Annotated in this window: 19 protein-coding genes; 14 read left to right on the top strand and 5 right to left on the bottom strand. The window is 63.9% G+C overall.

Annotated features, from left to right (window positions below; all coding sequences use genetic code 11):
• The first annotated feature begins 163 nt into the window (after positions 1-163).
• The 13 genes from proC to RRF64_RS10800 all read left to right on the top strand — a co-directional run bounded on the left by proC (position 164) and on the right by RRF64_RS10800 (position 13305).
• Complete coding sequence (gene proC / locus RRF64_RS10860) at positions 164-991, top strand: pyrroline-5-carboxylate reductase (RefSeq protein ID WP_323845906.1); 828 nt, start codon at positions 164-166, stop codon at positions 989-991.
• A 66-nt stretch (positions 992-1057) separates the two neighbouring features.
• Complete coding sequence (locus RRF64_RS10855) at positions 1058-1666, top strand: YggT family protein (RefSeq protein ID WP_323845905.1); 609 nt, start codon at positions 1058-1060, stop codon at positions 1664-1666.
• A 131-nt stretch (positions 1667-1797) separates the two neighbouring features.
• Positions 1798-3762, top strand: a complete 1965-nt coding sequence (locus tag RRF64_RS10850; protein ID WP_323845904.1) for a dynamin family protein — start codon at positions 1798-1800, stop codon at positions 3760-3762.
• Positions 3763-3931: 169 nt separating this feature from the next.
• Complete coding sequence (gene metX, locus RRF64_RS10845; protein WP_323846691.1) at positions 3932-5128, top strand: homoserine O-succinyltransferase MetX; 1197 nt, start codon at positions 3932-3934, stop codon at positions 5126-5128.
• Complete coding sequence (metW, locus tag RRF64_RS10840; RefSeq protein WP_323845903.1) at positions 5128-5718, top strand: methionine biosynthesis protein MetW; 591 nt, start codon at positions 5128-5130, stop codon at positions 5716-5718. The genes metX and metW overlap by 1 nt, the downstream gene beginning before the upstream one ends.
• 190 nt (positions 5719-5908) lie before the next feature.
• Positions 5909-6361: a DUF4426 domain-containing protein gene (locus RRF64_RS10835; RefSeq protein ID WP_323845902.1), complete on the top strand. Its 453-nt coding sequence runs from the start codon at positions 5909-5911 to the stop codon at positions 6359-6361.
• 86 nt (positions 6362-6447) lie between these two features.
• Complete coding sequence (gene rdgB / locus RRF64_RS10830; protein WP_323845901.1) at positions 6448-7068, top strand: RdgB/HAM1 family non-canonical purine NTP pyrophosphatase; 621 nt, start codon at positions 6448-6450, stop codon at positions 7066-7068.
• Complete coding sequence (hemW, locus tag RRF64_RS10825) at positions 7061-8377, top strand: radical SAM family heme chaperone HemW (protein ID WP_323845900.1); 1317 nt, start codon at positions 7061-7063, stop codon at positions 8375-8377. The genes rdgB and hemW overlap by 8 nt, the downstream gene beginning before the upstream one ends.
• A gap of 241 nt (positions 8378-8618) precedes the next feature.
• Positions 8619-8948, top strand: coding sequence for a thioredoxin TrxA (trxA, locus tag RRF64_RS10820; protein ID WP_323845899.1), 330 nt, complete (start codon positions 8619-8621; stop codon positions 8946-8948).
• A 384-nt stretch (positions 8949-9332) separates the two neighbouring features.
• Positions 9333-10592 (top strand): transcription termination factor Rho, encoded by a 1260-nt coding sequence (rho, locus tag RRF64_RS10815; RefSeq protein WP_323845898.1) that lies wholly within the window; start codon positions 9333-9335, stop codon positions 10590-10592.
• Positions 10593-10864: 272 nt separating this feature from the next.
• Positions 10865-11143 carry an RNA recognition motif domain-containing protein gene (locus tag RRF64_RS10810; protein WP_323845897.1) on the top strand — a complete coding sequence of 93 codons (279 nt, stop codon included), beginning with the start codon at positions 10865-10867 and terminating at the stop codon, positions 11141-11143.
• 162 nt (positions 11144-11305) lie between these two features.
• Entirely contained in the window at positions 11306-12769 is a 1464-nt protein-coding gene (gene ubiD / locus RRF64_RS10805) for a 4-hydroxy-3-polyprenylbenzoate decarboxylase (RefSeq protein WP_323845896.1), read from the top strand.
• 206 nt (positions 12770-12975) lie between these two features.
• Positions 12976-13305: a hypothetical protein gene (locus tag RRF64_RS10800; protein ID WP_323845895.1), complete on the top strand. Its 330-nt coding sequence runs from the start codon at positions 12976-12978 to the stop codon at positions 13303-13305.
• A gap of 22 nt (positions 13306-13327) precedes the next feature.
• Here RRF64_RS10800 and RRF64_RS10795 read toward each other — a convergent pair whose 3' ends face one another.
• Complete coding sequence (locus RRF64_RS10795) at positions 13328-15391, bottom strand: winged helix-turn-helix domain-containing protein (protein WP_323845894.1); 2064 nt, start codon at positions 15389-15391, stop codon at positions 13328-13330.
• A gap of 150 nt (positions 15392-15541) precedes the next feature.
• On the opposite strand from RRF64_RS10795, the gene RRF64_RS10790 reads away from it, so the two are divergent.
• Positions 15542-17428, top strand: coding sequence for a serine hydrolase domain-containing protein (locus RRF64_RS10790; RefSeq protein WP_323845893.1), 1887 nt, complete (start codon positions 15542-15544; stop codon positions 17426-17428).
• Positions 17429-17522: 94 nt separating this feature from the next.
• Here RRF64_RS10790 and RRF64_RS10785 read toward each other — a convergent pair whose 3' ends face one another.
• The 4 genes from RRF64_RS10785 to hemC all read right to left on the bottom strand — a co-directional run bounded on the left by RRF64_RS10785 (position 17523) and on the right by hemC (position 21941).
• A complete protein-coding gene (locus RRF64_RS10785) occupies positions 17523-18773 on the bottom strand; it encodes a heme biosynthesis HemY N-terminal domain-containing protein (protein WP_323845892.1) in 1251 nt (416 codons plus the stop codon).
• Entirely contained in the window at positions 18770-20089 is a 1320-nt protein-coding gene (locus tag RRF64_RS10780; protein ID WP_323845891.1) for a uroporphyrinogen-III C-methyltransferase, read from the bottom strand. The genes RRF64_RS10785 and RRF64_RS10780 overlap by 4 nt, the downstream gene beginning before the upstream one ends.
• Before the next feature lie 124 nt (positions 20090-20213).
• The gene (locus tag RRF64_RS10775; RefSeq protein WP_323845890.1) at positions 20214-20993 is read right to left on the bottom strand and encodes a uroporphyrinogen-III synthase; all 780 of its coding nucleotides are present in this window, start codon (positions 20991-20993) and stop codon (positions 20214-20216) included.
• Positions 20994-21011: 18 nt separating this feature from the next.
• Positions 21012-21941 carry a hydroxymethylbilane synthase gene (hemC, locus tag RRF64_RS10770; protein WP_323845889.1) on the bottom strand — a complete coding sequence of 310 codons (930 nt, stop codon included), beginning with the start codon at positions 21939-21941 and terminating at the stop codon, positions 21012-21014.
• Positions 21942-21974 lie beyond the last annotated feature (33 nt).

The following is a 21974-nucleotide window of genomic DNA, read 5'->3' as shown; positions in this document are numbered from 1 at the left end:
ATTGTCAGTGGCGGCCTCATAGTAGAAGCCGGTAATGGCGGTGCCAACGCTTCGCAGGGATTTATGCGCCAGCGCAGGTAAAAAGCCGCCAGATTTTTAATTGTGCGGCCCGGCATCCATAATTTGCGACGGATCCATCGAGGCAAACGCGCTAGAGGTGCAAGTGGCAGCAGAAAAAATGGTGTTTATCGGCGGCGCCGGCAATATGGCCGGCGCGGTGATCGGCGGTCTGGTGGCCAGTGGCTATCCGGCTGAGCGGATAGTCGCGACGGGCCGCGACGAGCAGAAGCTCGCGGACTTTGCCGCGCGCACCGGCGTGCGGGTGACTACTGACAACGCCGGCGCGGTGGCGGAGGCCGATGTGCTGGTGCTGTCGGTCAAGCCGCAGGTGATGAAGGCGCTGTGCGAGTCGCTCACCGCGCTGGTGAGCGATCGCAAACCCCTGGTGATCACGCTGGCCGCGGGTATCCCGCTGTCCGCCTACCAGCGCTGGCTGGGCGCCGGGGTGCCGATAGTGCGCGCCATGCCGAACACCCCGGCGCTAGTCGGCACCGGCGTGACCGGCCTGTTCGCCGGCGAGGGTGTCAGCGAAGCGCAGAAACGGCTTGCCACGCAGATGGCAGAGGCGGTGGGCATCGCCCACTGGGTCGGGGAGGAATCCGGTATCGATCGGGTGATCGCGGTGTCCGGTTCGGGCCCCGCCTACTACTTCCAGTTCATGGAGTCGATGATCGATGCCGCGGAGAAGGCGGGTATGCCGCGCGCCGATGCCGAGCGGCTCACCTTGCAAACCGCGCTGGGGGCGGCGAAACTGGCCGCAGCCAGCGACATGGACGTGGCGCAGCTGAAACGCAATGTCATGTCCCCGAACGGCACCACCGAGCGCGCGATACGGCGCTTCCAGAGCGGCGGTCTGCCGGAGCTGGTCGAGCAGGCCATGCGTGACTGTGCCGAGCGCGCCGCGGAGATGGCGCGCGAGCTGGATCAGTAAGCGAACCTGATAAAATGAGCGCGGCGCCGACGGCGCCGCATGCATGCCACCCCAAAGGGATTTTCAATGGTAAACACCTTCAGCAATATCGGCGTCTTCCTGTTGGCCACCCTGGGCATCCTGTTCCTGTTTGCCGTGCTGATGCGCTTCCTGCTGCAGCTGGCGCGCGCGGATTTCTACAACCCGATCTCCCAGGGCATCGTCAAGATCACCAACCCCCTGCTGCTGCCGCTGCGCAAGGTGATTCCGGGGCTGTTCGGCATCGATATGGCATCGCTGGTGCTGGCACTGCTGGTCGGTGTGGTGATGATCATCGGCTGCGGCCTGCTCGCCGGTATCGGCCTGTTCAACCCGCTCAGCGCGCTGCTGTGGTCGCTGATCGGCTGCATCACGACAGTGATTGCGATCGTCTTCGTCGGCATGCTGATCTCGATCATCTTCAGCTGGATCGCCCCCCACAGCGGCCACCCGGCGCTGATGCTGCTGCGCCAGCTGCTGGAGCCCTTCTGCGCGCCGGTGCGCAAGCTGATACCGCCGCTGGGCATGATCGATATCAGCCCGATCTTCGTCTTCATCCTGCTGACAGTGGCCGACAAGCTGCTGTTGGGCTTCGCCCAGATGGCCAATATGCCCGCCTTTGTCTACAACCTGTTCTGGCATATACCCGGCTTCTAGATCGTGGGGCTGGCCATCTTGCGCGCACCGGGTCGCAACAATTGCGCCCCGGCGCTTCTATAATGGCCGCTCTTGGCCGACAATAGTCGGTCCAAATTTCGCTGTGCAGTAAATAAGAAGAACATCGCTACATGGAAGACGCCATCTTGCGCCAGCATATCGCCGACTACGACCGCTGGAAAAAGGCCCTGGACCGCCAGTTCGCCACGTTCAACCACTGGCTTCAGGAGCATTTCCCCAATTCCGCCGGCGCGCGCCAGGTAGTCCAGCAGGCGCGCGCGCTGCTCGCCGAGGACCAGTTCACCCTGGCCTTGGTCGGCGAGTTCTCCCGCGGCAAGACCGAGCTGATCAACGCGCTGCTGTCACACACCTACGGCAAGCGCCTGCTGCCGTCCAAGCCCGGGCGCACCACCATGTGCCCGACCGAGATCTTCAGTGACGGCAGCGCGCAGGCCAGTCTGCGCCTGCTGCCGATCGAAACCCTGGCCACCAACACCAGCCTCGAGAGTTTCCGCCGCATCCCGCAGAAATGGGTCACGCACGAGTTCGAAGCCAGTGACGCCGATGCCACCCGCGAGGCGCTGATGAAGGTTGCGGCCAGCAAGTCGGTGACGCCGGAAGAGGCGGCCCGCTACGGTTTTGACCGCCGTCACCTGGACGGCAAGGGCAAGCTGGTGGAGATACCGGCCTGGCGCTACGCGCTGATCTGCCTGCCGCACCCGCTGTTGTCCCAGGGGCTGCGCATCATCGATACCCCGGGGCTCAACGCGCTCGGCAACGAGCCGGAGCTGACCCTGAGCACGCTGCCCAGTGCCCAGGCGGTGGCTTTCCTGCTGGCGGCCGACGCCGGCGTCAGCGGCACCGACCTGAATATGTGGGAGACCCACCTGGTGCCGCTGCGGGAACACCGCGGCACTGCGGTGATGGCGCTGCTGAACAAGATAGACGCCATGTGGGACGATCCGGACGAGGACGCCGAGCTGCTGCTGCGGCAGATGCGCGCGCAGGTGAGCAAGTTGCTGGGACTGCCGCTCGACAGCGTCGTGGGGGTGTCGGCGAAAAAGGCGCTGCTGGCACGCCAGCAGCAGGACGCGGAACTGCTGCAACAGAGCCGTTTTGCCGAATTCGAGAAGCTGCTGGTACAGCGACTGATGGAGCATCGCCAGAAGGTGGCGGAGCACCGTTCGCTGCACCAGGCCCTGACCCTGATGGCGGATACCCGCGACCTGCTCAAGCGCCGCCTGAACAGCGGTCGCGCCGCGCTCACGCATCTGCAGCGCAACAGCAGCACAAATGCCGAGCAGCTGGCCGAACTGGCCCAGCTGCAGCAGACGGTGCGCGGCCAACACAAGCTCTGCCACCAGGAACTGTTGACCCTGAAATCGAGCCATCGCATGCTGGCCCGCCAGCGCGCCTCGCTGCTGGCACCGATATCCAGCCAGCAGCTGCAGATGCTGATCGAGGACACCAGTCGCGCCCTGCACGAGCGCTGGACGCCACTGGGCCTCGCCAAGGCTATCGACGGCTTTATGGAGGGGGTGGATCACCAGCTGTCCAATATGGAGCGCGAGGTGGACCAGGCCAACCGCCTGGTGGACGCCATCTTCGAGCGCTCTACGCTGAAGAATCTGGATTCCAGCGAACAGCACTTCAGTGTGCGCAGTTTCCGTCTCGCGCTGCGCGGCCTGCACCGCCAGGCGGCGCAGTTGCGGCGCTCGCCGCAACTGCTGCTGGCGCGGCGCGACCGCCTGACCGAGCGCTTCCTCGCCACCCTCGCCAGCGAAGTCGGGCGGCTCTACAGCCAGATGATCTGCGCCGCTGACGGCTGGCTGGACCAGGCACTGGAACCGCTCAAGCAGCATGTGCAGTACCAGAAGCACCTGCTGAACCGCCACCTGATCAAGCTCACCGAGCTGAAGCAGAAGACGAAGAGCAAGCGCACCGATCTCCGCGCGCTGGAGGAGGAGATACTGCGCAACGACAACGCCCTGGCGTCCCTCGAAGACCTGTTGCGCCAGAGCAGCTCGGCGCCGCAGCCGGTGGCGCCGGCACCGCAGGCGGACAATGTGATGCCGCTCAAGGCGACCGCCAGCTGAGCGCTGTGCCCGCCGCCAAACAAAGAGCCCGCAACTCCGGCGGGCTTTTTGTCTCGAGGTAAATCCCAGCATTTGTGTTCCGCGGCGGCGCTCCCGTACACTTGACGGGCTGCCATCCGCCAATTCCCGCTGAACTCAATAAGACATTACTGCCTTGTCCACGGAAAAAATCTCTACGCCTGCCGCCGCGCTCGCCGCCACCGAGACGGTCTCCGTCGACCCGGATTCCGTCGGTATTGTGGTGCCCCGGAGCCACACCTTTGTTGAACCCCTGGAGCTGGCCTGTGGTCGCACGCTGCAGGATTACCGCCTGGTATACGAGACCTACGGCGAATTGAATGCGGCGCGAAGCAATGCGGTGCTGATCTGCCATGCGCTGTCCGGTCACCATCACGCCGCCGGCCGCCACAGGCCCGAGGACAAGCGCCCCGGCTGGTGGGATCACTACATAGGCCCCGGCAAGCCGATAGATACCGACAAGTTCTTCGTGGTGTCGCTGAACAACCTGGGCGGCTGCCACGGTTCGACGGGCCCGGCATCGATAAATCCGGCAACCGGCAGGCCCTGGGGACCGGATTTCCCGCCCCTGCGCGCGCGCGACTGGGTGCACAGCCAGGCGCGCCTCGCGGACCTGCTTGGCATCGAACAGTGGGCCGCGGTGGTCGGCGGCAGTCTCGGCGGCATGCAGGCGATGCGCTGGGCGCTGGAATATCCGCAGCGGCTGCGCCACTGCGTGGTGATCGCCTCGGCGATGAAGCTGTCCGCGCAGAATATCGCCTTCAACGAGACGGCCCGCCAGGCGATCACCTCGGATCCGGATTTCTGCGGCGGCCGCTACCTGGAAGAAAACAAGCTGCCGCGCCGCGGCCTGGCGGTGGCGCGCATGATCGGCCATATCACCTATCTTTCGGATGACGGCCTGGGCAAGAAATTCGGTCGCGAGCTGCGCTCCGGGACCTTTGACCGCGGCGTCGAGGAACAGGTGGAATTCCAGGTGCAGAGTTACCTGCGCCACCAGGGCGACAGCTTCTCCAGCAGCTTCGATCCGAACACCTATATCCTGATGACCCGCGCGCTGGATTATTTTGATTTGGCGCGGGAGTACGGTGACGATCCGGTGGCGGCCTTCTCTCACGCGCAGTGTAAATTCCTGCTGATCTCCTTCACCTCCGACTGGCGCTTTGCGCCGGAGCGCTCGCGCGAGATCGCCGACGCGCTGATACACGCGAACGTACCGGTCAGCTACGCGGAAATCGACTCCGCCATGGGGCACGACGCCTTCCTGTTGCCGAACGAGCGCTACCAGCGGGTGTTCGGCGCCTACATGAACGGCGTGGCGGCGGAAGCCGTGCGGGAGGTGAACTGATGCGTATCGATCTGGACGTCATTCAGAACTGGATAGCGCCCCGCACCCGCGTGCTCGACCTCGGCTGCGGTGACGGCGCCCTGCTCGAGCAGCTGGGCAATAACAAGCAGGTCAGCGGCTACGGGCTGGAAATTGATCCACAGCAGATAGAGCGCTGCCTGCAGCGCGGCGTCAACGTGGTCGAGCAGAACCTGGACGCAGGCCTCGGCAACTTCGCCGACGGCAGCTTCGATACCGTGGTGATGACCCAGGCACTGCAGACGCTGCGCCAGCCGCACCTGGTCGTGCGGGAGATGCTGCGGGTGGGGCGGGAGTGCATTATCACCTTCCCGAACTTCGGCCAGTGGAAAGCGCGCTGGCACCTGGCGTTCTCGGGGCGCATGCCGGTTTCGGATCTATTGCCGTATGAATGGTACGACACGCCCAATATTCACTTTTGTACTTTCCGCGACTTCGAAGTGCTCTGCCGTGAGAACAACTGGACAATTCTGCATCGCCAAGTAGTATCCGAGACCAAGGTTGGCGCGGCCTTCAAGGATTTTCTGCCCAATCTGTTTGGCGAGACGGCGATCTACCACCTGACTCGCTAAACTTTATTTACCTAGGGCATGCACTTTTCATCCATGAAAAATGCATGCGCCGCCCGCCAAATGCGGGCGCAGACGCGCGAGTCTGCTGGCATTTCGGGGGCTCGCGCTGGCCTTCGGCCAGCGGGCGGCACATCCGTGTGCCGCCTCGGTGCCATTTGTGGGCCTCTTCGAAAACGACAGGAGGTGAAGTGTGAAACGCATCCTAGCCGCAGCCGCCGCACTGGCGCTGCTCTTCTGGGCCGCCAGTACCGCCGCGCAGGAGGCCAAAATCATCAAGAGCCACGAGGATTTTGGTGACTACCGCGTGATCTACTCGGTGTTCAACAGCGAGTTCATCAAGCCGGAAATTGCGCAGAACTACCAGCTGGTGCGCGCGAAAGACCGGGCGTTTGTCAACGTGTCGGTGGTGGAGAAAGAGGGCGGCCAGCGCGGGCTCAGTTCGGAGATGTCCGGTACGGCTACCAATCTGATCCAGCAGTCCCGCCCGTTGGAGTTTATGGAGATTCGCGAGGGCGACGCAGTTTACTATCTCGCGCCGCTGCGTTTTGAGCACGAGGAAACGCTCACCTTCAATATCGAGGTGAAGCTGCCGAATGGCAATACCGAGACGATCAACTTCCGGCGCAAGCTGGAAAAAGAGTGAACGACGCGGAGGTCCGCGCGCTTGCGGGTTCCCGCTAATCCCAATTTACCCGCGGGCCCTGTGCCCGCGTTTTTCATCCAAATCCGATGCTAGACAAGATTGTGTTGGCCAGCGGCAACGCCGGCAAACTGAAAGAGTTTTCCCACCTGTTCGCCAACTGGGATATCCAGGTGGTGCCCCAGTCGGATTTCGACGTCCCCGAGGCCGAGGAATCCGGTCTCAGCTTTATCGAGAATGCCCTGATCAAGGCGCGCCACGCCAGCAGGATCAGCGGCCTGCCCGCGCTGGCGGACGACTCCGGACTGGCGGTGGACGCGCTGGATGGCGCGCCGGGAATCTACTCCGCGCGCTACGCCGGCCCCGGCGCCACGGATAGGGAGAATAACCGCAAGCTGCTCGAAGCCCTGCGCGACGTCCCGGACGAGCAGCGCGGCGCCAGTTTTCACTGCGCGCTGGCCTTTGTGCGCCGGCACGACGACCCGGTGCCGCTGGTGTGCAGTGCGCAGTGGCCGGGGCGCATACTGCGCGAGCCCGCCGGGGAACAGGGCTTCGGCTACGATCCGCTGTTTTTTGTCGAGTCCCAGGGTGTGACGTCCGCCCAACTGGCGTGCGAAGTGAAAAACCAGCTCAGCCACCGGGCGCAGGCGGTCCAGCAGTTCGAGGCGCTGTGGCGCGAGCGCATGCGGGGCGGTGCTGCCGTTGTCTGAAAATCACTCCCCGTTGCAGCTGCCGCCGCTGAGTCTCTACGTGCATATCCCCTGGTGTGTGCGCAAATGCCCGTACTGCGACTTCAATTCTCATCAGGTAGCCGCGGGCGCCAACTCTCATCAAGTAGCCGCGGGCGCCAACTCTCATTCAGTGGCCGCAGGCGCTCACCAGGCTTCCGCCGGCGCGAATTCCCACGAGGCGGCTGGACCGCACTCCTCCGAATACGGCCTGCCGGAAGTGGCGTATGTGGCGCAGCTGCGGCGCGACCTGGCGAGCCAATTACCCTGGGTGCAGGGGCGCAAGCTGCAGTCGATTTTCTTTGGCGGCGGCACCCCGAGCCTGTTCTCGCCGGCGGCCATCGGCCAGATTCTCGAGGTGGCGGAAGGAGCCGTGGGCTTTGCGCCGGATATCGAGATCACCCTGGAGGCCAACCCCGGCACTTTCGAGCAGGAAAAGTTTTCCGGTTACCGCGCCGCCGGTGTCAATCGCCTGTCCATCGGCGTGCAGAGTTTCGATCCGCGCCAGCTGGCCAATCTCGGTCGCATTCACAGCGGCCACGAGGCCGCCGCCGCCCTGGGCATGGCGCGCCGCGCCGGTTTCGACAATATCAACCTGGACCTGATGCACGGCCTGCCGGAGCAGACCGAGGAGGAGGCGCTGGCGGATCTGCGGCGCGCCGTGTCCCTGGAGCCGGAGCATATTTCCTGGTACCAGCTCACCATCGAACCCAATACCGCCTTCTACAGCGCGCCGCCGGTCACGCCCGGATCAAAGCTGATCGCCAGCATGCAGGGCAGCGGGCGCGATTACCTCGCCGCCAGGGGCTACGCCCGCTACGAGGTATCCGCCTACAGCGGCGCCGGACTGGAGTCCCGCCACAACCTGAATTACTGGGCCTTCGGCGACTACCTGGGCATAGGTGCGGGCGCCCACGGCAAGGTGACGCTGCCGGACGAGGGCAGGATTCTGCGCAGCCGCCGCACGCGCGCGCCGCGGCACTACCTCCCGACTGCTGCGGGCGCCGGGGAAAACCTGATACACAGTGAGCTGGCGCCGCCCCATTGCGACGAGATCGAGCGCGAGGACCTGCCGCTGGAATTCCTGATGAACGCGCTGCGCCTGGTGGAGGGCGTGCCACTGGACACCTTCAGCCGTTACACCGGCCTGCCGCTGTCGGCGCTCGAGCGCCAGTGGCCGGCTCTGCAGGCGATGGAGCTGGTGCGGCCGCTGGAGCGGCGCATTGCCGCCAGCGCCTTCGGCTTCGACTATCTTGATGAGATCCTGCAGCGTTTTCTCGAGCAGCCCTGAGCGGCAGCGCGATTCCAGGGGCGGGGCATGCCGGCGGAGGCTGCGGGCGCTCTTGATGAGATCCTGCAGCGTTTTCCGGAGCAGCCGTGATGGGGGGCTTGAAAGCCGGTGGCGCCATCCCCATCTACCGGGTAATGCCGCCTTGCGGCTGCGACCCCGCAGTCCTTATCATGTCGCGCTGCGCCCGCGGTCGAGGCCGCACCGGCTAACCCAAGACGAGACTAGAGAACAGGAAAGCAATATGAGCGAGCATTCAATCGTCAACGTAACTGACGCCGAATTCGAAGCCCAGGTACTCAAGGCCGAGGGTCCGGTGCTGGTGGATTTCTGGGCGCAATGGTGCGGCCCCTGCAAGATGATCGCTCCGGTACTGGACGACCTGGCGGGTCACTACGGCGACAAGCTGAAGATCGTCAAAGTCGACGTGGATGCGAACAAGGAAACTCCGGCCAAGTACAACGTGCGCGGCATCCCGACCCTGCTGCTGTTCAAGGGCGGCAACGTGGAGGGCACCAAGGTCGGCGCCCTGTCCCGCGCCCAGCTGACCGAGTTTATCGACAGCCAGCTGTAACGCCGGCTAATCCGTTCTGCAAAGGGTAAATTCCCTTTGCAGGATGGAAAACAGCCGTTATACTGGCTGGTAATCTTGAATGTAGTCAGACGAGCCAGGTATCAAAGAGCTGGCGACGAGCTGGCAAAGACGCCCCCCCGCACGGTCTCTGACCTTCCCCGGCGCGCAAACTCCTCGAGTTGAACTTATCCGTAACAAATGCTGCTCGAACTGTTATCGATAGTGAGCAGATTGTGAGTTCCCCAGAGCTTCGCGTGGCTGAAAGGAAATGGCACTGCAGTGTTTGGGGCAGATACGAGCAAATTCCCAAACTCCAAACCCCTCCTCAACTTTCCCGGCGCGTCCGCGCCAACTGACAACAGAAACCTTAATAAAGCAATTGGTATGAATCTTTCCGAATTAAAAACCAAACCCATTGAAGAACTGATTGAAATAGCCAAGGGCATGGGCCTCGAGAACCTGGCCCGCTCGCGCAAGCAGGACATCATTTTCAATATCCTGAAGCGCCACGCCAAAAGCGGTGAAGACATTTACGGCGACGGCGTACTGGAGATCCTTCAGGACGGTTTTGGTTTTTTGCGCTCCGCCGACTCCTCCTACCTGGCGGGCCCGGACGATATCTACGTATCGCCCAGCCAGATACGGCGCTTTAACCTGCGCACCGGCGACTCCATTTCCGGCAAGATCCGCCCGCCGAAAGAGGGCGAGCGCTACTTCGCGCTGCTGAAGGTCAACGAAATCAATTTCGACAAGCCGGAAAACGCGCGCAACAAGATTCTGTTCGAAAACCTCACCCCGCTCTTCCCCAACGAACGCCTGACACTCGAATGCGGCAACGGCTCCTCCGAGGACCTGATCGGCCGCATCATCGACCTGGTCGCGCCGATCGGCAAGGGCCAGCGCGGCCTGATCGTGGCACCGCCGAAGGCCGGTAAGACCATCATGTTGCAGAACATGGCGCAGGCCATCACCCGCAACAGCCCGGAGTGCCACCTGATCGTGCTGCTGATCGACGAGCGCCCGGAAGAGGTCACCGAGATGCAGCGCTCCGTGCGCGGCGAAGTGGTGGCCTCCACCTTCGACGAGCCGCCGGCGCGCCACGTGCAGGTGGCCGAGATGGTGATCGAGAAGGCCAAGCGCCTGGTGGAGCACAAGAAAGACGTGGTGATCCTGCTCGACTCCATCACCCGCCTGGCGCGCGCCTACAACACCACCGTACCCAGCTCCGGCAAGGTGCTGACCGGTGGTGTGGACGCCCACGCGCTGGAGCGCCCGAAGCGCTTCTTCGGCGCCGCGCGCAACATCGAGGAGGGTGGCAGCCTGTCCATCATCGCCACCGCGCTGGTAGATACCGGTTCCAAGATGGACGAGGTGATCTTCGAAGAGTTTAAGGGTACCGGCAATATGGAGCTGCAGCTGGACCGCAAGATCGCCGAGAAGCGCGTCTATCCGGCCATCAACGTGCGCCGCTCCGGTACCCGCCGCGAGGAGCTGCTGATGCCCGAGGGCGAGCTGCAGCGTGTCTGGATCCTGCGCAAGCTGCTGCACGATATGGAAGACCTGGCGGCGACCGAATTCCTGATCGACAAGCTGAAGGACTTCAAGACCAACGATGAGTTCTTCCTGTCCATGAAACGGAAATAATCATCGTTTATAACCGATGCCGAAAAGTGGCGTCGATTTTATATATGAAACTGAATAAGGCGATTATTTGCGCCGAATTCTGTTGAAAAGGCGTGCCGTTAGGCATATAAAGGGCCACATTGTGGCGCTAGGTATGTACTGTACGAATCGACGCCCGACCGAATTGGCCCCGGGGATTACCCGACAAAAGCCAATCTCAGATGGATGATCTGGTGGAGCTGGTTATCCATTTGTGACTGCACGACAGCCCACATATCTAGTGAGAACTTTTTGTGAATATCTATATTGGAAATCTGGCCTACGGCGTAACCTCTGACGACCTGAATGAAGCATTCGGTGCATTCGGAGAAATCTCTCGGGCTACCGTAATTACTGACCGTGAGACTGGCCGTTCTAAGGGCTTCGGTTTCGTAGAAATGCCGAACGACGACGAAGCGCGCAAAGCGATCGAAGAAATGAACGACAAGCCGCTGTCTGGCCGTAACATCCGTGTTAACGAAGCCAAGCCGCGCGAAGATCGTCAAGATCGTCCGCGTCGTCCCCGCTTCTAAGCTGTACTCAGCTTAAAGATTTTAACGGTCCGCGGCGCCTGCCGCGGGCCGTTTCTACAAAACACCCCCTCTCCCAGCACCCTTCCCGCGAGGGCGCCGTTCCCCTTTTTGTCTTCGCTGCTTTACACTGCGCACTGATTCAAGTTCTCTGCCCGGTATTGCATGAAATACAAAGACCTGCGCGACTTTATCAAGCTGCTGGAAAAGCGCGGCCTGCTCAAACGCATTCAGCACCCCGTCGATCCGCACCTGGAAATGACAGAAATCGCCGATCGCGTGCTGCGCGCGGGCGGTCCGGCGCTGCTGTTTGAGAATCCGGTCGGTTTCGACACGCCGGTACTGGCCAATCTGTTCGGCACCCCGGAAAGGGTCGCCCTGGGCATGGGCCGCGAGCGCGTCAGTGAGCTGCGCGAAGTCGGCGAGCTGCTGGCCTTCCTGAAAGAGCCGCAGCCGCCGGAGAATCTGCGCGACGCCTGGGAAAAGCTGCCGGTGTTCAAGCAGGTGCTGAACATGGGCCCGAAGGTGGTGAAGAGCGCACCCTGCCAGCAGCTGCAGCTGAGCGGCGACGACGTGGACCTCAGCAGACTGCCGATCCAGACCTGCTGGCCCGGCGACGTCGCGCCCCTGGTCACCTGGCCGCTGGTCATCACCCGCGGGCCGGAGAAGAAGCGCCAGAACCTCGGCATCTACCGTATGCAGCTGATCGGCAAGAACCGCCTGATCATGCGCTGGCTGTCCCACCGCGGCGGTGCGCTCGATTTCCGCGACTGGTGCAAGAAAAACCCCGGCCAACCCTATCCGGTCGCCGTCGCCCTGGGCGCGGATCCCGCCACCATTCTCGGCGCGGTCACGCCGGTGCCCGACACCCTATCCGAGTACGCCTTTGCCGGCCTGCTGCGCGGCGACAAGACCGAAGTGGTCAATGCCACACTCAGTGACCTGCAGGTGCCGGCCAGTGCCGAATATGTGCTGGAAGGCTTTATCTATCCCGACGATATGGCCGACGAGGGTCCCTACGGGGATCACACTGGCTACTACAACGAAGTGGATCGCTTCCCGGTGTTTACCGTGGAAAAGATCACCCACCGCAAGGATCCCATCTATCACAGCACCTACACCGGCCGCCCGCCGGACGAGCCGGCGGTCTTAGGCGAAGCCCTGAACGAGGTGTTTGTGCCGATTCTGCAGAAGCAGTTTCCGGAGATCGTCGACTTCTACCTGCCGCCGGAGGGCTGTTCCTATCGGCTGGCGGTCGTCACGATGAAAAAACAGTACGCCGGTCACGCCAAGCGCGTGATGATGGGTGTCTGGTCCTTCCTGCGCCAGTTCATGTACACCAAGTTCGTCATTGTCACCGACGACGACGTCAACGCACGCGACTGGAAAGACGTGATCTGGGCCATGACCACGCGTATGGACCCGGCGCGGGACACGGTGATGGTGGAGAACACCCCGATAGACTATCTCGACTTCGCCTCGCCGGTGTCCGGCCTCGGCTCCAAGATCGGCTTCGACGCCACCAACAAATGGCCGGGGGAAACGAGCCGTGAATGGGGCAGGGCGATAGAGCGGGACGAAAAAGTGGTGCAGAGAATCGACGAGATCTGGCCCAAACTGGGCCTCTGAGCGCCGACACTGCCAAGGTGCGAACTCCCAGGGAGGGAGCACCATGCAAGTCATCCGGACGCCGCAACCGGGCCAGCTATCGCGCTGTACACATTGCGCAGGTGCGAAGAGGGATCGCACATCAATATCCCGGTAACGAGAGGCGGGCCCGATGACGCTCTTTGACCGGCCGGGCAATGGAAATTCAATAACAGGGAGCCACAGAAATGGAATTGATCATCTTCGTCATCATCATCGTAGCGGTCCTGGTGCTGCCGTTGAAGATGGCCGCCGCCATGATGGGCGCCAGGAACACCGGTGTGTTTCACTGCCTGTTCGCGCTGCTGCTCGCGGTGATCGTGCAGCGGATCGTCGGCGGCATGATTCCGGGCGTCAGCGAGAATCTCGGCATACTGCTGACCATTCCACTGGCCGCCATCGCCTACATGCTGGTGCTGGGCACCGGTTTTATGAAGGCCATCATCATCGCGCTGTTGCAGGGCCTGATCATGATCGCCGCGATGATGCTGTTCGCCGGCGCCTTCGCCTCCCTGTAGCGCTGTGCCCGCTCTATGGCGTTCAGTCGCCGGCCAGCGCGAGTCTGATCAGGTCACTTTCCGCCAGCATTGATTTGACGGTAACAATGCGCGCGGCGTGCGGATGCATGTCGAAATTCAGCCTGAAGCGATTTCTTGCCAGCAGGCGCTGCTCCTCTGTGCCGGTTTCCAGATCGACCCTGGTCATATAAGCATTGTTGCCGACGTGCCCGGTGTAGTAGAGCCACTTGCCGCGGATCTGCCAGCGATTCGGCATGATCGAGGGCAGAGCCGCCACTTGCCGGACCACTTCGCCACCGTCGATAAGCCAGGCCCGCTGTCTGCCGTCGACGGCCAGCAGCCGCGTTTCGTCTATCTGCCGCGCAGCGCTGTAGCCGGAGATGACGGCGGAGCGCCGGTCGCCGCTGACGGCGTGCCGGTAGAGCGTCGCCACGCCCTTTTCGCGCTCGGCAAAGAGTATCGCCTGGCCGTCTGTGGTCCAGGTCGGCGGGCCCGCCGAATCGATATCCCGCGTCAGGAAACGCAGTGCTCCGGAGGCGATATCCAAGACAAAGATGCGTTTGTCGACGAGGCCTGCGATATGCGAGCCGCCGGCATTGATCGCGAGCGACCTGATCTGCGCCGCGCCCGCAAAGCGGGCAATGGTGGCGGTGCCGGATTTTCTGCTCCGCCGCTGCAGCAGGAGTTCGCCGTCCCCGCGGGAGGCAAAGTAGAGAATTTCACCCGTTGGGTCATAGAGCGGGAAATCCTCGGCACCGGGCAGATCGAAATGATCGCTGGACATCAGCGGGCGGGTATCGAACGGATCGGGCTGTTCCTGCAGATCGAGAAAATTGCCGTTGTGGCGGCGCAGGAAGTAACAGTCATCACCGCACTGGAAGAACACATCGTTGATATGGCTGCTGGGGTTGTCCCGCGCGGCGAAGCGGTCTTCGGCCAGGTGGTATTGCAGCAGTTCGCCGGCGAAGCTCGACAGCGCCAGGCTGCGGCCGTCGGCGCTCCACGCCAGTCGATCCGGATGTCCTGAGAGTACGCGGGTGTGGAGCAGGCTGCCGGTGGGGATATCGACGACCAGCAGCTCCCGCTTGCCGTCGTCAACACCGCGCAGCAGTGCCAGCATGCGGCCGTCCGCGGACTCGCGGGCAAAGAAGTCGCCGATACCCCGCACGCTGGGCGCGGTAACCTGTGCGAGATTTCCGCTCGCGAGCTCGAGCCTCCAGATGCCCTGGGGCCGCTCCGGCGCGAAGGCATCTTTCAGATAGACGGAGCGGCTGTCTGCCGACCAGCCCAGTAAAAACTTGCCTTGCACCGCTACCGCCGGCAGCGGCTGCGGATCGACTATGCCCTGCTCAGGATCGAATCCGGCGCGGAAGTGCCGCGTGTCGGCGTCGGTGCTGCGCGTATAGATAAGCTGGGTTCCCGTTGGCGACCAGAAGGCGTTGGCGTAGTTGGCGTCGTCCCAGGTCAGCCGCTGCACCCGCTGCGTGCTGAGGCGCTTTGCGTAGAGCTGCAGATAGTCATCCTTGTTGGCGCGGTGGGAGAACAGCAGGCGGTCGGTCGCCGCGCTGTAATCCGGGCTCAGTTCGGAGCCGGGCATACTGGTCAGGGCTTCGATGCGGGCGATGGGCGGGTCGCGGCTCAATGACACGGATCCCAACAAGACGCCGATGGTCGCCAGCAGTGCGGCCAGGGTGCCGCCGGCGAGGGCGGGAGAGATGGAACGGCACCGGCGCGGCGACGGCAAAGGGCGCACCGCGGCGATCAATACATAGCCCTTCATGGGCAGGGTTTTGATATAGGTCGGATTGCGCGCGTTGTCGCCGAGCGCCTCGCGCAATTTCTTCACCATGACGCGCAGGGCATCGTCGCCGACGACCCTGTCGGGCCAGATTTCCTCGCTAATGGACTCGCGGCTGACCGTCGAACCAGCGCGGCGCACCAGCAGGTGCAGGAATTCACCCACCTGGGGCTCGAGGCGCACCTCTGCATCCGCGCCGGTCAATTTTCCGGTGCGGCTGTCGAAGACGAAGTCACCCACCCGGAAGCGGCTGTCCTGTCGCGTCTGGCTGCTGTTTTTTTCTTTCAAATCAATCTTTTAGCCCTTGTGACCGAATATGAAGGAGACTTCGGCGCGCCCTTCACAACCGTTCACAAACCTTTCTTTGCCGCCCGCCGATCGGCGCCTTATTCCTTTGGCATTAAACCACAACGAAAGAATGGAAAAAGGAACTGAAGTATGTGTCGGATGATCTCGCTAATAAGTCTTCTGCTGCTGTTGGCGGCGACTGCACATGGGGAGCCGCGCCCGCAGTCAGCGCCGATTGAGAATCTGCAGCAACTCGAAACTGCCATAGATCGGGTAATGGCCAAGTCGCCCGCACCCGGCGTGGCCGTGGCCCTGGTCGAAGCGGACGGGGAGGTCTGGTGGTACACCAGTGGCGAAGCCGATGTCGCCAGGAATAAACCGGTGGGCGCCGAGACCCGCTTCCGCGTGGGCTCCATCTCCAAACTGCTGGTCGGCCTGGCGGTGATGAAACTGCGGGAGGAGGGTAGGCTGAGCCTGGATGACAGGCTGGCCGATCTGGCACCGGAGATTCAATTCGACAATCCCTGGGAGGGGCAGTATCCACTGCGGCTGGTGCACCTGTTGAACCACAGTACCGGCTGGGACGCGCCGCATTTTGCCGAGCAGGTGGCGAGGGAGGGCAAGCCGATCGCCATTCGCGAGGCCCTGGCGTTGCATCCGCACTCGCGCAGATCGCGCTGGGCCCCGGGTTCCCGCACTGCCTACAACAATACCGGCCCGCTGGTGGCAGCCTATATCGTCGAGAAGGTTTCCGGCATTCCGTATGAGGAATACATCCGGCAAAATTTCTTCGATCCGCTGGCCATGCGCGACAGCGGTTACTTCTATTCCGATGAATATCGCAGCAACGCGGCGACGCTCTACCGGGCGGGACAGCCGTTGCCCTACTGGCACCTGAACAATCGCGCCGCCGGGGGTATGCACAGCAGCCTGCGGGATATGGTCAGGCTGGCGCGGCTGCTGCTGCAGCGCGGCAGCTCCGCCGGCGGGCGCGTGCTGTCGGCGGCCTCCGTGGAGCAGACGGAGCTGCCGCAGCAGACGCTGGCAGCCCGAGCCGGCCTGCAGTTGTCCTGGGGGCTCGGCAACAGTGTGTTTCACCACAATGGCGTGGTGTTCTATGGCCACGAGGGCAGCCTGCCCGGCGCCAGTGCAGTCCTGGCCTACCAGCCGGCGCTGGGTGTGGCTCACGTGGTCATGGCCAACAGCAATGGGCCCGCGGTGACGCAGATCCACCGGCTGATCGCCGACTATGTCACCCGGAATACGGTGGTGCCGAGCGTTGACGCGGAGCGCGCACTGAATGACGAGGACCTGGCGCTGGACGGCTTCTACCGTGTCGACAGCCCGGTCATGCAATCGGCCGAGTTCCTCACCGACCTGGTGCCCTGGCGGCTGGCGGTCAAAAAAGACGGCGCGACCATAGGGCCTCTCATAGGCGCGCCGCCGCGCCGGCTGCTCGCCGGGGCCGGGCCGACCTTCAAGCAGGAGACCTCCGGCAAGATCGCGCTGGTAAGAGTTGCAGACCCGCTGGCGGGCGAGGTGCTGCACTATGGTCCGCAAACACTGAAGCGGGTAAGTGCAATCGGCGCCTATGCGCCGCTGCTGATCGCCGCGCTCTGGGCCCTCAGCGCAGCGACCGCGCTGCTGCTCGCGTTGATCTGGCTGCCGCGCTGGCTGTTCGGGCGGCTTGCGAAAGGTGCAAAGGATGCGCCGGCAGCGCGGCTGTCGCTGCGCGCCTGGCCGCTGTTGACCCTGGTGGCAATGCTGATCGCACTGCTCGGTGCGAAACTGGCCGCCGCCAGTCGCATCCCCTATGTATTGGCCGGCCAGATCAGCGCGGCCTCGCTGATGGTATTTGCCGGTACCATCGCCTTCTTCCTCTGCGCGCTCTGGAGCCTGCGCATCTGGTTCCGCTATCGCGGCGCTGACATAAACCGCTTCGTGCGCGGTCACGCGACGCTGCTGATCGCGCTCAACCTGGTGGTGGGTATTTACCTGCTCGCCTACGGGGTGATCGGGATCCGGCTCTGGGCTTAGTCCTGCCGTCCAACTCCGCCAGGCGCGGGCGCTGGCTGCCAGTTGCGGCGCGACACAGCTCCGCGGCAAAACGATCGGCTGCGGGAGCCGCGCGTCAGGCGCTGGCGCCCAGCAGCGGTGCCTCCTGGTCCGGCATCGGCAGTTGCGGCAGGTCGGCGACCGCCTGCATCAGGCCCTCCTTGTACAGCTTTGCCGCCTCCTCGGTTTCCCCCAGCGCGTGCAGCAGCCGCGCCAGCTCGGCGGAGGTGGCCGGGTCGGAGCGCAGCAACAGGCTCTTGTCGAAATACTGTCGGGCCTTGCCCCAGAGTTCGTTGCGCATGCACAGGCGGCCGAGACAGGTGAGCAAGTCGGCGTTCTCGCCGTACTCCTTGAGCCAGCCCTCGGCAATGGTCAGCTGGGCGGTGGCGTCGGCCCCGGTCAGGCAGCCATACAGCCGGGCCAGATCGGCGCGCCACTCGCGATTGAGCAGCCAGCGCAGCTGTTTCTCCGCCTCTACGTCATCGCCGATCTGGTGCAGTTGCTGCGCATAGAGGCCGCGCAGTTCCATATTGCGCTGCCAGCGACCGCTGAGGCCCTGCCAGATCTCGCGCAGCTTGTCTCTGTCACGGCGACTGGTGGCGTCCACCAGCTGGTGCTGATAGACCTCCAGCTCCAGTTGCTGCAGTTCCTCCTCGCGCATATTGGCGTGCTTCTCCAGCTCGGGCAGCAGCTCGCGCAGTCCGTTCCAGTCGCCCAGGCGGTAATAGGCCTGCTTCAGCAGCTGCAGCAGAGCCGGGTGTTTGGGCTCGACCTGCTTGGCGCGCTCCAGGCTGGCGATGCACTGCTCGTAGTGCTTGTCCAGCAGTTGCATGCGCGCCTGGCTGAGCGCGACGGCGAGGCGGGTATCCTCGCCGCAGGCCTCCGCCTTGGCCAGCAGCTCATTGGCCTCGTCGCGAAAGCCGAGTTCGAAGGCGCTGCGGGCGGCGGCGAGGTAGTTGATCAGCGGCGCTTCCGAGCGCGGCGCACTTTTCAGCAGCTGGCGCCGCGCGCGGGCCCAGTTGCCCTCCATAAATTCTACCAGGCCGTTGGTCAGCCGCCGGCGCGCGACCCGCTGGCGGCCGAAGCGGATGCGGCTGACACTGCCGCCGATACCGCGCAGCAGGCTGCGCAACAGCCACAGGGCGAAAAACAGAGCGAGTACGCCCAGCAGCAGCGCGATGACCGCCACCCACAGGTTCAGCTCGATGCGCTTGTCGACGTCGCCGCCGATCATCACCAGCAGGTAGCCGGGGTAGCTGCGGATCGCCTCCACCAGGAAGGCGCCGAACAACAGCAGGGCCAGACCGGCAAACAGGAAACGTTTCACTGGCTGTCGCCTCCCGGCGCGGCGGCGCCCGACGCAGACATTTTGTGCAGTTGCTCGATGTAGTCGTGCAGTGCGCTCTGCGAGGCCGTCAGGCTCGGCAGGTCGGCCTCTATGGGCTCCGCGGCCAGTTCCTCCAGCTCGCGCAGCAATACATCGCGCTGGTGGCCGGCGATACCGTACTCCAACAGCAGCTGGCGCGCGCTGTTCAGCGCGTCCTTGTACACGCTGCTGTCGCCGCGCAACAGGGCCAGCTGTGCCTGTTCGATATTCAAGCGCAGGTTCTGGCGGAAGCGCGCCTCACTCTGCGGCGACAGCAGCACCGGATCGATATCGCCGTCGCGGATGCGCACCGAGTCGCGCATAAACTGCGTGAAATTTTCCCAGCTGCGTTTCCACACCGGTGCATCGGCAGTCTGCGCCGCCGGCTCGGCCTGCGCCGGGTCGCGGGTCGCGAGATCGAACTGCGGCTGGATATTCACCCGCAGCAATTGCTCTTCGAGTGCGGCGAGGCGCAAGTAGAGCCCCTCCCGGTCGATGTTTTCCACCAGTTTCAGCGCGGTGATATCGCGGGCCAGCTGCTGGCGGACGCCGTAGAGATCCGGCAGGTCAACCCGGCGCAAGATGCTGTCGACCTCCTCCAGCAGACCGAGGGCCGCGCGGCTGTCGCTTTCCAGCATCAGGCGCTGGTTGGCGAGTCGCAGCAGGTAATCGGCCTCGGCCAGTTGCCAGTCGTCGCGACTGACGTTGCCGAGCTCGCTCAGGCGGCTGCCCTGGGCGGTGACACTGCGCTGCAGGGTGGCGAGCTGCTGCTGCAGCTGGGCGATGGCGTTGTCCTGGAGTTGCAGCTGGTTGCGCAGGGCGGCGTTGGCCTGTTGCAGGGCCGCCGCGCTGTCGGCCGCTTCCGTATCCGGCAGACCCGGCTGGCCGGGCTGCGGAGCAGCCTCAGGTCGATCCGGAGCGGCCTCCACCACAACCGCTTCCGGCGCGGGCACGGATTCCACCGGCGCCGGCTGTGATTCGGCGTCGCGCCCAGTGGGCAAAAAGTCCAGCTTGCCGCCCAGCGTCTGCTGCAACTGCGGCCAGTTGTACCAGGCCCAGCTGCCGAGACCGCCCAATACGGCGACGAGCAGTAGCAGCCACAGCCAGCCTTTGCCACCTCTGCGCTGGCTGACGGCCCTGTCGCCGCCCTTTTTCGCGGGTTTGGCCTGCGCCGCCTTGGCGAAGTTGCTGGGCGCTTCGGCGTCGGCGGTGACCGTCGCTGCTTTGGGGCTCTCTTTCGGGGAGGGCGCGGCGTCTTTGGAATTATCGTCAGTCATGGGTTAGGCGGCGCAGGAGTAAAAAATGTCGTCAAATTATAGCGAGAGACGGCACGCTTTATACGACGCATGGCGCCCTTTTAAAATTTTTTACTAGAAGCAGGCGGGGATTTCGATCGCCGGATCAGGCCAGCGCTGCCAGCAGCGCCTCCAGCATCGCGCTGTCGCCGGCGTTTCTGGCGGCGCCGCAGCGGCTGAAACCGAGGCGCCGGGCCTGGTCGGCGACGCGTGGGCTCGGGCAAACGATCGGCACGCCGAACAGCGCGTCGCGGGCGGACTGCTCAATACATTTGGCCAGGTTCGCCAGCGTCTCGCCACTGTGCACGGTGATCGCATCCGGTTGGGTTCCATAGCGCGCCAATTGGGCGGGCGCCTCCGCCGGCAGGATGCGGCGGTAGACTTCGCAGTAATCGACCCGGCCGCCCCGCGCGCGCAGCGTGTCGCCGATCAGGGTCCGGCCACCGCAGCCGCGGAAAATCAGGATGCGCTGTCCCGCGACCTGCTGCAGCGCGGGCAGCGACAGCAGGGCCTCGGAGTCCATGCTGTCGCCGTCGCTGGCACAGGCGACGCCGTGATTGCGCAGCGCGCGGGCGGTGGCGGCACCTATCGCGTAGTAGCGCGGGCCCTGCGGCAACTGCGGCCAGTAGTCCTCCAGCCACTCGAAGCCGAGCCGCACCGCGTTCTGCGATACGAAGAGCGCATGCTCTATCTGGTCGAAGTCGAGAATCCGCTGCTTGATCGCCTGCATTGGCGGGCCGCTGTCGATCGGCTCTATGGCCAGCATCGGCACACTGTCGACCTGGGCGCCTGCCGCCTGCAGCAGTTCGCACCAGTCGCGCGACTGGTGCGCGGGTCTGGTGATTAGTATGCGCTTGCCGCGCAGGCTGCCCTGCCTGTCTTCCATAGAGTGGCGCGTCCGGGGTCAGATAGCGGCGAGTATCTTGTCGGCGCCTGCGGACAACAGCTCCTCCGCCAGCGCGGTGCCCAGGGCTTCGCCGTCATCCGCGGCGCCGCGGCACTCGGCCCGCACCAGGGTCCGGCCGTCGGGGCTGCCCACCAGGCCGCGCAGCCACAGCTGGCCGGCAGTGCTGTCGTCGAGGAGTTGCGCGTAGCAGCCGATCGGCACCTGGCAGCCGCCGTTGAGGCGCTTCACCAGCGCGCGCTCCGCGCGCAGGCGCGCCGCGGTATTGGCGCAGTGCAGCGGCTGCAGCAGCGCCTCAAGCTCGCCGTCGCGGCGGCACTCGATACCCACCGCGCCCTGGCCGCCGGCGGGCAGCAGGATTTCCGGGGCGAGGAAATCGCGGATACGCTCGGGCATCTCCAGGCGCAGCAGGCCGGCCGCCGCGAGGATAATGGCGTCGAATTCGCCGGCGTCCAGTTTGGCGAGGCGCGTGTTGACGTTGCCGCGCAGGAACTTCACTTCCAGGTCCGGCCGGCGCGCGAGAAGCTGGCACTGGCGCCTGAGACTGGAGGTGCCGACCACGGCGCCCGCCGGCAGCGCGTCGAGACTCGCGTAGTGATTGCTCACAAAGGCGTCACGGGGGTCTTCGCGTTCGCAGATCACCGACAGGTGCAGGCCGTCCGGAAACTCCATCGGCACATCCTTCATCGAGTGCACGGCGATATCCGCGCGCTCCTCGAGCATGGCCACTTCCAGCTCCTTGACGAACAGCCCCTTGCCGCCGACCTTGGCCAGCGGGATGTCCAGCATCTGGTCGCCGCGACTGGTGAGCGGCAGCAGCTCTATCTGCAGTTCCGGGTGTTGCTGTTGCAGGCGGTCTTTGACGTAATTGGCCTGCCACAGGGCCAGCGCGCTCTCGCGGGTGGCGATGCGGATACGGGTGATGGACATACTGCTCGTTCGGTTGGGAAATGTGGGAGCGAT

The sequence above is a fragment of the Microbulbifer magnicolonia genome (genome assembly GCF_035117725.1).
Lineage (GTDB): Bacteria > Pseudomonadota > Gammaproteobacteria > Pseudomonadales > Cellvibrionaceae > Microbulbifer > Microbulbifer magnicolonia.
The sequence above is the reverse complement of the archived record's forward strand: the minus strand, read 5'-3'. Positions and strand labels throughout refer to the sequence as shown.